This window comes from Acetobacterium sp. (assembly GCF_041752335.1).
Classification (GTDB): domain Bacteria; phylum Bacillota; class Clostridia; order Eubacteriales; family Eubacteriaceae; genus Acetobacterium.
Window position 1 is genome coordinate 1 of sequence record NZ_JBGSHG010000004.1, and the last position, 13,938, is coordinate 13,938.

9 protein-coding genes are annotated in these 13,938 nt (G+C 48.2%); 1 reads left to right on the forward strand and 8 read right to left on the reverse strand.

Annotated features, from left to right (window positions below):
* Positions 1-934 (forward strand): aldo/keto reductase (locus ACEW8F_RS00430; protein WP_373481499.1); only part of this gene is annotated, 934 nt, incomplete at its 5' end.
* A 75-nt stretch (positions 935-1,009) separates the two neighbouring features.
* On the opposite strand, the gene ACEW8F_RS00435 is transcribed toward ACEW8F_RS00430, so the two are convergent.
* The 8 genes from ACEW8F_RS00435 to clpB all read right to left on the reverse strand — a co-directional run bounded on the left by ACEW8F_RS00435 (position 1,010) and on the right by clpB (position 13,923).
* The gene (locus ACEW8F_RS00435) at positions 1,010-2,107 is read right to left on the reverse strand and encodes a glycerol dehydrogenase (protein WP_373481500.1); all 1,098 of its coding nucleotides are present in this window, start codon (positions 2,105-2,107) and stop codon (positions 1,010-1,012) included.
* Between the two features lie 292 nt (positions 2,108-2,399).
* Positions 2,400-3,695, reverse strand: a complete 1,296-nt coding sequence (locus ACEW8F_RS00440; protein WP_373481501.1) for a zinc ribbon domain-containing protein — start codon at positions 3,693-3,695, stop codon at positions 2,400-2,402.
* A gap of 23 nt (positions 3,696-3,718) precedes the next feature.
* Positions 3,719-6,427 (reverse strand): hypothetical protein, encoded by a 2,709-nt coding sequence (locus ACEW8F_RS00445; RefSeq protein WP_373481502.1) that lies wholly within the window; start codon positions 6,425-6,427, stop codon positions 3,719-3,721.
* Positions 6,420-7,529, reverse strand: a complete 1,110-nt coding sequence (locus tag ACEW8F_RS00450) for an ABC transporter ATP-binding protein (RefSeq protein WP_373481503.1) — start codon at positions 7,527-7,529, stop codon at positions 6,420-6,422. Before ACEW8F_RS00450 ends, ACEW8F_RS00445 begins: the two co-directional genes overlap by 8 nt.
* A gap of 1 nt (position 7,530) precedes the next feature.
* Positions 7,531-8,553 (reverse strand): two-component regulator propeller domain-containing protein, encoded by a 1,023-nt coding sequence (locus ACEW8F_RS00455; protein ID WP_373481504.1) that lies wholly within the window; start codon positions 8,551-8,553, stop codon positions 7,531-7,533.
* Positions 8,534-10,111: an ABC transporter permease gene (locus ACEW8F_RS00460; protein ID WP_373481505.1), complete on the reverse strand. Its 1,578-nt coding sequence runs from the start codon at positions 10,109-10,111 to the stop codon at positions 8,534-8,536. The genes ACEW8F_RS00455 and ACEW8F_RS00460 overlap by 20 nt, the downstream gene beginning before the upstream one ends.
* Positions 10,112-10,122: 11 nt before the next feature.
* Positions 10,123-11,160 carry an extracellular solute-binding protein gene (locus ACEW8F_RS00465; RefSeq protein ID WP_373481506.1) on the reverse strand — a complete coding sequence of 346 codons (1,038 nt, stop codon included), beginning with the start codon at positions 11,158-11,160 and terminating at the stop codon, positions 10,123-10,125.
* 159 nt (positions 11,161-11,319) lie between these two features.
* Entirely contained in the window at positions 11,320-13,923 is a 2,604-nt protein-coding gene (clpB, locus tag ACEW8F_RS00470) for an ATP-dependent chaperone ClpB (RefSeq protein ID WP_373481507.1), read from the reverse strand.
* Positions 13,924-13,938: the final 15 nt, after the last annotated feature.

The window sequence follows — 13,938 nt, forward strand, 5'->3', positions numbered from 1 at the left end:
GGAAGTCGACGAAATTGTTGAAAATCTTATTGAAGAAGGAGTTAATTTCATTGACACTGCCAGAGCTTACACCAATAGTGAAGAAATGATTGGGGAAGCCCTGAAACAGTGGGGCCGGGAACATTTTTATCTGGCCACTAAAACCCCCAAGCTCACCTATACCGACGTCCTCGCTGATGTTAAAGCCAGTCTGGCTGAACTACAGACAGATACCATTGATTTATATCAGTTCCATAATGCCAAAACGATGGCGGCTTATGAAACCATTATGAGCCCCCAAGGCGGGTATGAAGCCCTGGTTGAATGTAAAAAACAGGGATTGATTAAACATATCGGCATCACCTCTCACAGTTACGAGGTGCTGGACCGGGCTCTTGAAGAAGATAAATTTGAAACTATTCAATTTCCTTATAATATAATCGAAAACCGCGGAGCACCCCTCTTTGAAAAAGCCAAGCTGAAAAATGTCGGGGTCATTATTATGAAACCACTGGCCGGCGGAGCTTTTCTCCACGCCAACTACGCCCTCCGATGGGTCGCTGAAAATCCCAATATTTCGGTATTGATTCCCGGTATGGATTCAGTTAAACAAGTGTTGAAAAATACCAAGGTTGGTAATAATTTTGTCCCTTTGTCTGCTGAAGAACGCCAGACGCTGGAAGCGGATGCCAAGGCTTTAGGTAAAACCTTCTGCCGCCGCTGCGGCTATTGTGCCCCCTGTCCTCAGGGCATTGATATCCCAATGCAATTTATTGTGGAGGGTTACTACCGCCGTTACGATCTCGAAGAATGGGCCCTGGATCGCTACCGCAGTTTTGCCGCCAATGCCTCGGATTGCATCCAATGCGGCGAATGCGAACCCCGCTGCCCCTACAATCTGCCAATCCGGGATATGTTAAAGAAGACCCGGGAGTTGTTTGACCCGCTGGTATAAAACCATAAAAAAAGGCCAGTATCCTTTTCTTGCGATTGGGATGCTGGCCTTTAACTTTTATTTTAACATTTTTTGTTAGTCACACAGATACAAACGGCCCAGCGCATCAGCTGCCATAATGGCGGCATAAACGGTGTCGGCATCGACATCAAACGGCATATTATGAATGGTTTCGGCAGGATCGGCAGCTGCTACCGCCACAGCCATGATTTTTTCTGGGGTTGGTTCAATACAGCCCAGTTCGCCCAGGGTTATCGGCAGACCTACGGACAGACAGAAATCAATGACTTCTTCGATATCTTCCATCGATCGGTTTTCCATCACCAACTGAACTAGGGTTCCAAAGGCTACTTTTTCGCCGTGATACATATGGTGGCATTCAGGTAATACCGTTAAACCATTATGGATGGCATGACAGGCAGCCAGGCCGCCGCTTTCAAAACCGACGCCGCTGAGATAGGTATTGGCTTCAATAACATTTTCAACCGCTGGAGTACAGGTTGCAGCTTCAACCGCCAGCTTGGCTTTTAAACCGTCTTCTATTAAAATATCATAGCATAATCTTGCTAAAGCAAGCGCTGATCGGGTTGGATGAGCGCCTGACATGGTCGTTCCATTGGAATCAACAGTCGCCTGGGCTTCAAAATAAGTAGCCAATGCATCGCCCATACCAGAAACAAAGAGTCGGGCTGGAGCTGCTTTAATAATATCGGTATCCATGACAACAATTTCAGGATTTTTGGGAAGTACTAAATACTCATCAAAAACACCGTCTTCGGTGTAAATAACAGATAAAGCCGAACAAGGTGCATCGGTAGATGCAATGGAAGGCGCAATAACAACTGGCAGTTTTTCATAATGGGCAGTCGCTTTGGCCGTATCCAGGGTTTTTCCCCCGCCGATCCCAACAACCACATCACAGCCTTCAGCTTTGACAATTTCCTGAAGACGGGCGATTTCTACCTTTGAACACTCGCCATTAAATTTTTCGGGAGTAAATTTAATTCCGGCAGCTTCAAAACTGACTTTCAATTCATCCGCTTTGGTTCGCATCATGGTTCCGCTCATTAAGACAAGCGCTGATTTTCCAAATTTACCCACATGTTCCGGCAATTTTCCAACTTCTCCAGCACCTTGAACATAACGGCTGGGAGACATAATTATTTTTTGCATTTTCTACCTCCGAAAATATTTTTATTTCGTTATTATTATATCAAATAATTGCGGCGCTGAATTCGTTATCATCTAAAAAATACAGTCCAGCGCTGATACTATTATTGGGTATATTTCTTTTTTTTAACCCGATCTTGGTGATATCAGTAATTTTTTGTTTTAATCTGTAATTTTTTTAATTAACACTTAGATTGAAAAAATATCAAACCCATTGTCTTGCCGTTATTTTCTTTATCTCGCACTGGAAATCTGTGATGTTCAAAAAGACGATGAGGTCATCATCCTCCTGTGTCTATAGTGGTTGGCCGCATTTCTTGCAGAATTTGGCATTCTGCTCGACGTTTGCCTGGCAGGATGGACAGGTATTTGGCGACTGGTTATTCTGGATTGAGTTTCCACATTTTGTACAAAATTTAACACCAGGTTCCAGCGTTGCTCCGCACTTGAGGCAATGAATCATCGGGCTTTCTGTTACCATCTGATCTACCCCAGGGACTTGTGTAGCTGGAGTTTGCTGAGGCACAGGGGTACCACAGTTGGTGCAGAATTTTTCTTTAACTGCCAGAACTTTACCGCAATTGCTGCAGATCGAGACGGGTGCTTTAATCATTTCATCTTCACCAGGTGCTGCTGCTTCCGACATCAGGCTGCTCTCATCAAAGATCCCATCTGAGTAATCGCCGCGGCTCAAGAGACTTTGCAGATATGAAAAAACCTTTTCAAAATTCATACTAAACAGAGTCGGTTGATCAGTTAATTCAATTCCCCATAAATAGTTCCGGGTGCGCCAGATCACCAATCCCATTTCTGTCAGCATCCCGTCATCATAATAATAGCTGCGGATGCCGGCTAGAATCTCCGGTTCGGATAACCCGGGGATCAATTGCTGTCCCGGTTTTGTCAGCTTGAGAACTCCTTCGGATGATTGTTCAAAAATGCCGGTTTCGGACAATTCGCTGATCCCCATATCGATATCAAACAATTCCGTTAAATTATCCGTTGCCAGAACACTGGTCGTTAGCTGACGGGGATCCGGTTCTGAGATTGCTTCCGCCGCCAAACCTTTAATCCCTTTAACGGTCAGCGGGTCGACTTCCGTCTTCTTCTCAATCAAGGCCATTAACCGATTCACTTCATAAAGATCGGCCGCCGCCAGCAGGGTATACAAACCATTACGGCTCAAACTCAGGCCCGTGCCCAGTGACTCCAGCAGCGTTCCATTATCGAAAAAGCCGGTTAGAAAGCCCGCAAATTCCTCGATTTCAACCGGCTTAAGGCGAAGCTTGGTGTCATCCATGCCCACCGTGACGCCACCTGATTCTCCGATGCACAGGGTTAAATTTTTAACCCCTTGTTGACGTTGCATCACCGTAACAATAGTAATATTACCAGGATAGAGCACGGTATCCAGAACCGCTTTGAGCGCCTCATCCACCGTCACCGCATCCGCCGCACCGCCCGTGGGAAGACCCAGATAGCTGGACAATCGATTGCTGCTTAGCTGGCATTGCTGTCCCAGGGGACGGATTGATTCTTTGGGCAGTTTAAACTCATGTTTGTTGTTATTTTCGATCAGTTTGTCTTCCATAAATGATGATCTCCCCATTCTTATTATTGAATTAACTTTTTGATTTGCGCTCTTCGCCATCGATCAATATTTTTCGAGGTTTCAGTTTCCTCAAAGGTATTTTTTGCCACTTCTTTGCCGGCACCTTCTAAAAATTCACTTTCGGTTGCTTTTTCAATGAGATCTTCTTTGAGCGCATCATTCATCTTTGTTCTGGCATCTTGAACCTCATTTTTTGCATTTGATAAATTGCTTTCCGCTTCTTTTGCCACATTCGTTTCCCGGTTAAGATTATCCTTAGCTTGTTCCTGGGCTTTTTTTGTTGCTGCAACACGATCTTTTGCGGTTCTTTTTAAGTCCTCATTGATTTGTTGCTGATTTTTCAAGCTTTTTGCATTTTTACTATGCTGTTCGGCCTTTGCCTGATATTCAGCCGCTTTTTCAGGATCACTACCCTTAAGCGCTTCAGCTTTTTCCTGAGCCACTTCAGCCGCCTTTTCGGTTTCTTTAATTCGTTTTTCGTACTGGTTTCTGGCCGCTTCCCGCTGATTCACTTCCACATTCGATTCTTTAGTAATCCGATCGTTGCGGTTAACCTGTTTTTGATATTGTTCAAGATTTTTTTTAGCTTTTGTCAAGTCCGATTCAAGCGACTTTTGTTTGTTAACACTCTTTTTAAAATTGGTTCGGGCATCGGCTAATTCTTTTTTTAACGCCTCCGCTTTCAAAGGATTGGGATTGGTTAATACTCGACCGCCCGGTGTTTTAACCATTGTATTTAGCAAGTCATCTCCGCCGGCTTTGGCAAATTCCTTGGCACTGCCCTTTAATCCTTTACCAGCTTTTAATCCTTCTCTGGCAGCCTTACCGCCTTTAAGTGCGGCACCAAAACCCCAGCCCCACACCTCATCCTTAACCGCTGTGGTAGCCGCGATTAAAAATGCTTCTCCTGCAGAATCGCCGCCGTCATCGACATAGTCACTCATACCATAGCCGGCCTTTGTCAGGATAAAACCAACCTCGATTGCCACTGCTGCCGGTAAACAAACGGTTGCTACCCCAACGACCACCGCTGTCTGAACAATCCCAACCACAATCCCATCACCGCGGGCATAATCCTCGGCCTCCATTTTTATCGTATCGATCAGTTGCTGACCCAAGGTATAGTCTTCCGGCATTTGACCCGCCCCAATGGTTCTTCCATTAATAGCATTGGCATACATTTTAGCCACGTTGCTTAATTTCAAATCCCCTTCGCCTTTAAGAAATTTATTCTGCATCTTGCGAATCGAGTCGAGTCGTTTGTACATTTCTGTTCTTTCCTCGTAGTCATCCATTTTTTCAGCTGCTTTTAGCATCTTCTCTTTCAGCCGATTCAGCTTATCTAATTTGTCCTCCTGATCCCGCCGGGTTGCTTCTTCCTGCCGCTGCTGCTGCTGGTACTCTTTTTCCAGCTGGTCATTACGTTCTCGATAGTCATCCCGACCCTCAGCCGATTTTTGGGCTTCTCTGAATTTATCCATACTGAAGGGCTGTTTGGAAATCAGCTCAAAGGACTCCCCGGTAACCGGATCATACTTCACCAGATACTCCGTTCCGGTTAAGGGATCAACCATTTTTTTGGCATCACTGGGATCCAGACTGTTAATATACTTGCGCAAACGGGTTTCGTAATCATCGCTTTCGGTGGCTGTGTCCCAACCATCTTCAGCCACTCCACCAGGAACCACGGTCCCGTCAGAATCAGGAATCAGATTTCCCAATACTCCTGATAAGGATGAGATAATCCCACCAATGATCGCCCCAATCATAATCGCAATGGCCGGTGGCAAACATCTTAACATGACTTCCAGGGCGCCCTGGCCGCTGATATAATCGATAAAGGTGCCGCCGATTTCTTTGCGGCCGCCATCATCAGCCAACACCGCACCCAGCCCCAATTGCTCTAAAACCAACCAGCTACCGGAAAACAGAATAATGAAGACCATCTGCCGGGACACCGGTTTGCCTGAAAAAAACAGGACCAATCCGAGAATAAAAAAGACCAGCCACACTGCATTTAAAACAATCTGTACCGAGTCCAGGCTGATAACCGAGCGGGTCAGCCCGATGATCACCAGTGAAATCCCGCAGGCTCCCACAATCACGCCCACCTCCGGTGCGGCCATCCGCAGTCCCGGTTTTTTTAGAATAAAAACATTGACATCAGTGGCGATCATGCGCAGCAGCTGAACCATCACGCTGCCCCGCCCGCTAAGCAATGCCACCACTGAATTCATCAGCAGCGTCCCGGCGATCAGAGTGGCCACCCCGGACAAAAGATTCTCAACGAGCAGTGTCCCGGCCAGAGCAAAGCAGAGGATGGCATTAAACCGGGTGCTGCCTGTTTTAATCCCAGCAATGATGCTTTTGGGCTGGGTAAAAAAGCCGCCGATAGCCTCCCCGACCTTGCCTCCGCTTTTGATAAAATGAATCACCATCGGAATCATGGCCCCGATAATCCCCCATAAGACCGTGGCACTGATCATTTGTCCGGTTACTGGAATTAAATTTTTGCTAAGCCAGGTACCCGGATTGAAGCCATCATTAACGTAGGCCATCAGCCAGAAATTAAAGATCCACCCCAGGATGCCCATCAGCAAGGTCATCGGCAGGGTTCTTAGCAATTGTCCAGGCATTTTTTTAATAATAAGCAGAATCAGTTCCCATGCCGTCTGGGGAGCAGCCACTTTCTCAATATAGCGATCAGCCATTACACAACCTCCTGCGCGTTTTTTTGTGAAATAAATAGAGTTCCGCTGGTTTTACAGTAAAGGCAACCAGGCTTCCTTTGGCCAAATTTTGTTCTCCGTCCACTCTCAGCAGCAGTTTGTCGATACCACATTTCAGCTGGAGAATGCTATCGGCCCCCAGCCACTGGGCTTCTTCCAGTTCGCCCAAAAACGCCGTGGCCAAATCGGGATCACATAAACAGATGTCTGCAGGTCTGATTCCCACAATCACTTCCAGAGCCGCTGGCTCATCACATGGCTGCTTTCCAAATGGATTGTCAGGCAGATTAATCTCTTTGTTTAACAAGGATAACCGCCACCGGTGATTCTTGTTTTCAAGCCTGGCGGAGTTTATATAGTTCATCGGTGGATCGCCAAAAAAGCTGGCAACAAAGACATTATCCGGCTTGTGATAAAGATTTTGCGGTGTCCCGATTTGCTCAATCTTTCCTTCATTTAGCACCACCACCCGCTCACCGATGGTCATCGCCTCGGTCTGGTCGTGGGTGACATAGATACAGGTGATGCCTAGTCTGCTTCGTAACGCAATCAGCTCATCCCGGAGCTGTCGTCTTGAGCCCGGCTCCAGATTGGAAAGCGGCTCATCCATCAGCAGAATCTGAGGCTTCCGGATAATGGCCCGGCCAATGGCCACTCGTTGACGCTGGCCACCGGATAGTTCGCCAGGTTTGCGCGCCAGTAATCCCGAAATCCCAAGTAACGCCGCGGTACGCTGAACCTCCTCAGCAATCCTTGCTTTATCACTCAGGGCCCGCTCCAACCCAAAGCTGATGTTCTGATATACTGTCATATGGGGATACAGCCCGCCATTCTGAAAGACCATGCCAATGCCACGATCCCAGGGCGGCCGCGAACAGGCATCCTTCCCATCAAGCAATAGCGAGCCGGAGCTGGCCTCACTTAACCCGGCAATTAGTTTCAGGATCGTCGTTTTCCCCGATCCGGAAGGGCCCACCAGCACCACCGATTCGCCATAGTTAACGCTGAGATTGATCGCCGCAACCGCCGGTGGCTCATTTTTTTGATAGTGTTTGGTAATATTTTTCAGCTCGATTTGATTCATCTTATACCACCCCCCCGTCGATTCGTGTCAGTCCATTCAGAGTTCCAATCCAATAATTCCCGGCCCGATCTTCGGTGATGACCTTGACCTCATTGTGGGCCAGACCGGTTTCACTGGTCAGCTTTGTAATGCGATCCTCCTCAATGATTACCAGGCCATCGTATTCTGAACCAATCCACAGCCGACCTCGTTGGTCTTCATAAAGTGAGCGCACCTTTTCCCCGGCCAGACCGTCGGATTGAGTCAGGGTCTTCACGGGCTGCCATTTTCCGGCAGCCTGAGCAAAAACAGTGGCCCCGCCGTATTGATATAAGCCGGCACCAACCACAAGCGTACCATCCCGGCGCGCGAGCATTCCGGTGATATTGCCATGCAGCAACCCATTTTCGGTGGTAAAATGCTGCCACTCGCCATTTAGCAACCGTACACTGACCCCGCCCCGGGGCGCCACATAGGAACCAAACCAAAGTCCCCCCAGGCGATCCTGACTGATCACATTGACATTATCGGTCAGCAAGCCATTTTGACTGGTGTAAGCGGTGATAAAGCTCAGTGCCCCGGTCTCAGTAACTGCCATTTCCACCGCGCCCCCCCAGGTACCCAAACAGAGCTGGTTATTTTCCAAAGCAACAATTGCTAAAACCCGATCGTCCGGAAGCCCGTCTTTGGTAGTATATCTGGTAATCTGGTTCCCGCCCAGGTGATAGAGACCGGTATCGGTTCCCGCCCAGAGACCCGATTCATCGGCATATAAGCAGCGGACATACGTAAAATCACCCAGCTCTTCACTGGCCATGGTCTCAGGATTGATCTGAAAAATGCCGTTGGCGCCAGCGGCAAAAAGCGTGGTACCATCATAGCCCATCGCACAAATATCCTCGTTGGCCAGAATACTGGTAAACCCCGCTTTGGGACGCTGAGCCTCGGCATTGCGGATCAGAGCCAACGCCGTAATGGCTAGGGTGCCCCCGATGATCAGCATCGCAATCACCAGCACCAGCCCCTTAATTATCGTTCTTTTCATTTTTCCCACCGCTTAAAAGCCAAAATAGTGCCATTGTTACCAGTCCCATCAGCAATACCATAAACAGACAGAGAACTGCCACCACATCGGAGGCTCCATAATGGAGATAATTGTAAATTTTGATCGTCAGGGTTTGATAACCCGGGGGCATAATCAGCAAGCTGACCCCAAACTCTCCCATCGATAAGACAAAGACAATCAGCATCGCCGCGGCACATTGGCGGCCGATCAAGTGCAGCAAACAGCCCACCGCCGATTTGAGCCCCGGCCAATGAACCTGGATGTTGTCTAGAAAGTTGGGATCCAGGGCCGCCAAAGCAATGGCCAGAAGCAGCGCTTCAATAAAGGCGTATTTAGCCACAAGCCCAATCACCGGCATCAGCGGGCTGCGATAAATGCCCCCCAGCAGCCCGGTATTCCAGACCCGAATCAGCGCTAATCCCAGCACCGGACCGGGAATCAAAAAAGGAATCGCCGCCAGCGCTAAAATCAGCGGTCCCCGGACCAATTTATCCTGGAACGATTTGTAAAACAAAGCGGCAAACAAAATGGCGGGAATCAGACTGATCACCGCTGCCAACCCACTCACCGCCATCCCATAGAGAATCTCCGGCATGGCAGCCCCTAAGACACCGCTGATATCACGGCTGCCAATTGTTTCAAGGATCAGATTGATTCCTGGAATTACGATAAAAAGCCCTGCAATAATCAGCCCAGGCACAGCCAGCGCCCACAGCATCAGTGATTGCACAAAGGGATTTTCCGGTGTGGTACCGCCCAGTGAAAAGTCCATGTTAAGTACCGTTCTGCCCAGGAGAGCCAGGGCGCCGATGCTTAAAAGCATTAATGGCAAGCCATTGAAGAAGACCCCAAAAACACTCATGCCCGAAGAGAACTGGGCAAACAGATCCAGGGCGTAACTGTTGACGCCAAAAACCGAGGCAATCCCATAGTCATTGATGTTAAGCAGAAAAATCAAAATTATACTTAAGCCGATGGCCGGTATTAGATAAGGAAAATATATTTTAAAAAAAGCGGTCGTATCCGGCCGATCCAATTTTACCATATTTTGAATTTCTATTGGAATCCCCGCAAGCGCCAGTAGTATCAATCCGGCTGGCAGCGGCAGACCAGCAAAGGTCTGGGTTAAAACAACCGCAAAATAACTGCTGAAATTGAGTGATGTCCCCAGCAGCCCATTGATGCTGTTGGCGAGGCGATCCATAAAAAAAATCCAGGCCTGGACATGAATAAAAGCCGGCAGCAACATCAGCGCAAAGCTCACCAAACCGATTTTCCCGGCATCAGCAGGCCGGGTCATCCACACCGCCAGCGCCACCAGAAAACCACTGGCGGTGCAAATTAGGGCTGTCATCAGGGTCATACCAACGCTTTGACACAAGAGCTTCACGTTAACAGCAAAACGCAGCGGCTCACTGTGAAACAGCACCGCCTCGATAAATCCCCAGCTTAACGCCACCACCGGAGCCACCGTTACCAGCAACAAAATAACTGCGGTAACCAGAGCCAATAATTTCTTCCCTGTTGAAAGACTCACCAATGCCACCTTCACCGGGCAAATATTTCAGTCATATCGTTGGTGGCGATATTTAACATTTCATAGGCCTGATTAAAATCGACAGTCATAATTTTTATCTGGGCGGCGTCAATATCTGCCGCTGGCTTAACATCCTGATGAACCGGGATATGAATCCAGCCATCGTCAACCAGGGCTTGTTCCGTTGATGCCGATAATAAATAATTCATCAACCGCGTCGCATTATCCGGATTTGGTCCATTCTTGACCCGGGCCACTGTATTGGGGATGACCATCGCCCCCATTTCAGCAGCACCCTGATCCAGAAAGATAATCCCCAGATCAGCGTTTTTTTTCATTTCCGACAAGGCATCATCGGTATCTGTGAGTCCAGCAGTCAGTTTTTTCTGGCTGACAAAATCTTTGACGACGCTATTGCCATCAATCACCTGAATCCCGACATCTTTTAAGCTCTGATAATAATTTCTGGCTGCTGCTTCGCCCCAGGAAGCATACAGAACCGCCGCCTCGGTGTTGGTGGTGCCAAAGATGGGATAAGCCATTCCGGTTTTGGCGACGATTTCAGAAGCCGGGATGGCCAGCATCGTGTGCGGGCAATTATCAGCTGCCACCAGGGTTTTATTGTAAAGATAAACCCGGGCCCGGCCACCAAAGCCAAACCAGCACTTATCCGGATCGACATAATTAGCTGGCAGATTGGCCGCCGCGGTTAAATCCACTGGTTCAAAAACGCCTTGTTGTTTTAACGCGATGGTCTGCAAAATTTCGCCACTCCAGAAAACATCTGACTGGGGCGCTGGCATTTCGGCAATGAGGCGATTGGCCAGGCCCACCGTTTTATTAGACTCAATATCATAAACAGCGTTAACCCGGATACCAGTTGTTTGTTCAAAATCGGCAAAAATTTTTTCCGAGTAGACTTGATCCACCGAAGTGTAAACCACTACTTCGCCCTTGCCTGCTCCCGCCGTATCAGTACATCCGCCGATCAGGCCCGCTATTATCAGCACCGCTATTAATACCACTAACGATCTAAAATATTTATTCATCCTTCATCTCCACATCATCACACATTTGTTCTTGTGACTTTCTCAAAAGCAACCACACATTGATTATATTTTATCAGAAAGTGTCATCGTTTGCAACAGGATCGAAAAAAAAGACCAACCACCCGAATAGGGAAGGCTGATCTTTTTTTAGTATTAATCTTAGGCCATGTAGAAGTCTCCATTAGGATCAACATCAATGGTAATGTCCTGGCCTTCGTGGACATTGCCTTTGATGATTTCTCTGCCGACCATCGTTTCGATGTGTTTCTGCAGATAGCGTTTCAGCGGCCGGGCGCCATAGGCCGGGTCAAAGCCCATTTCGATGACGGCATCGATGGCTTGCTTAGTCAGGGTGACAGTGATGCGACGTTCTTCCAGCCGTTTCTGTAAATCTTTTAACAGCAGGGTGACGATCTGGCCAATGGCGGCTTTATTGAGTGGTTTGTAAAGTACCACTTCATCAATCCGGTTTAAAAACTCGGGCCGGAAATAACTCTTTAACAAATCCATCACGGCGGCTTCGGTTGTTGCGGTAACTTCGCCATCGGCATTGATTCCTTCCAGTAGATATTCGGAACCGATGTTGGAGGTCATGATGATGATGGTATTCTTGAAATCGACGGTGCGTCCCTGAGAATCAGTAATCCGGCCATCATCAAGAATTTGCAGCAGGATATTAAAAACATCCTTATGAGCTTTTTCGATTTCGTCCAGTAAGATGACAGCATAAGGTTTACGACGGACGGCTTCAGTCAACTGTCCTCCTTCTTCGTAGCCCACATATCCCGGGGGTGCTCCAATTAAGCGGGAGACCGAGAATTTTTCCATGTATTCACTCATATCAATACGAATCATGTTTTCTTCGCTGTCAAAAAGGGTGGCGGCCACGGCCTTGGCCAGCTCGGTTTTACCAACCCCGGTGGGGCCCAAAAATAGGAAGCTACCAATCGGACTGTTGGGATTTTTGATCCCGGCTCGGGACCGAATGATGGCGTCAACCACTTTAAGAATCGGTTCTTCCTGACCGATGACCCGTTGTTTTAAGGTATCTTCCAGGGCCAGCAGTTTTTCCCGCTCGCCAGAGACCAGCTTGCTTAAGGGAATATTCGTCCAGTCAGAAATAATCTCGGCAATTTCTTCCTCAGTGACTCGTTCACGCTTGAGGCTATCTTCATCGCCTTTTTCATCGGCTTTTCGTTTGATTGCTTCGATTTTGGCGGTTTTTTCGGGAATTAATCCGTATTCCAATTCGGAGGCCTTGCGATAGTCGCCTTCGCGAATGGCTTTTTCCCGTTCGTAGGTGAGTTGGTTCAATTCTTCCTGCAGCGATTTCAGGGTATCGGCGGACTGCTTTTCATTCTCCCATTGCATGCTCATGGTGTTGAAACGTTCTTTATATTCAGCCAGTTCTTTCTGGAGCCGCTCCAGCCGTTCTTTGCTGAGAGTATCCTTTTCTTTTTTGAGCGCCACTTCTTCAATTTCCAACTGCATCATCTTACGGCGAACTTCGTCCATTTCCTCAGGCATCGAGTCCATTTCGGTGCGGATCTTGGCACAGGCTTCATCGATCAGGTCGATGGCTTTATCCGGCAGGAAGCGGTCAGAAATATAGCGGTTGGACAGGGTCGCAGCTGCTACCAGTGCGGTATCCAGAATCTGGACGCCGTGGTAACGTTCATAGGTGTCTTTTAAACCCCGGAGAATCGAGATGGTATCTTCCACTGTCGGTTCATCGACCAGTACTGGTTGGAAACGGCGTTCCAGAGCCGGGTCTTTTTCGATATACTGGCGGTATTCATCGAGGGTAGTGGCACCGATACAATGGAGCTCGCCCCGGGCCAGCATCGGTTTTAACATATTCCCGGCATCCATGGCGCCTTCGGTTTTGCCGGCACCGACAATGTTGTGGAGCTCATCAATAAACAGGACGATTTCACCATTGCTGTCCACCACTTCTTTCAAGACCGCTTTGAGGCGTTCTTCAAACTCACCCCGGTATTTGGCTCCGGCGACCAGTGCGCCCAGATCCAAAGCGATGATCCGCTTATCTTTAAGCCCCTCTGGCACATCGCCTGCCACAATCCGCATCGCAAGCCCTTCGACAATAGCGGTCTTACCAACCCCGGGTTCACCGATCAATACTGGATTGTTCTTGGTTTTGCGGCTTAAAATCCGGATCGCATGGCGAATTTCGGCATCCCGGCCGATGACCGGATCCAGTTTATTGTCGATGGCATCCTGTACCAGATCATGACCATATTGGCTGAGGGCCTCATAGGTGACCTCGGGATGGTCGTTAACCACCCGCTGTCCGCCGCGGACTTCTTTTAAGACGTTTTCGATCTCTTTTTTGGCAATGCCATAGCGTTCCAGAATCTCCACTGATTTGGATTTCTTGCCCAAGCTGTAAAGTGCCAGCAAAATACACTCCACTGAAATATACTGGTCATCCAGTTTTTTTGCTTCTTTATAGGATTCATTTAAGACCTTGTCAGTGTCTGCGTTGACATAGACCTTGCCCTGCTCCCGGCCCGGCCCCGAAACACTGGGTTTCTTACCGATTTCCCGGCGCAATTCTTCGGCAATGGTGTGGGAGTTCTTGCCCAGCCGGTCAAAGATCCGCCCGACAACGCCATTTTCCTGAGTAATCAGCCCCATCAACAGATGTTCCGGCTCGATTTCCATGTGGTTATACTCTCCGGCGATGAGTTCCGCCGTTTTGATTGCTTCTAATGATTTTTGGGTAAATAAATTCATATCCATAATTGTACCTCGTTT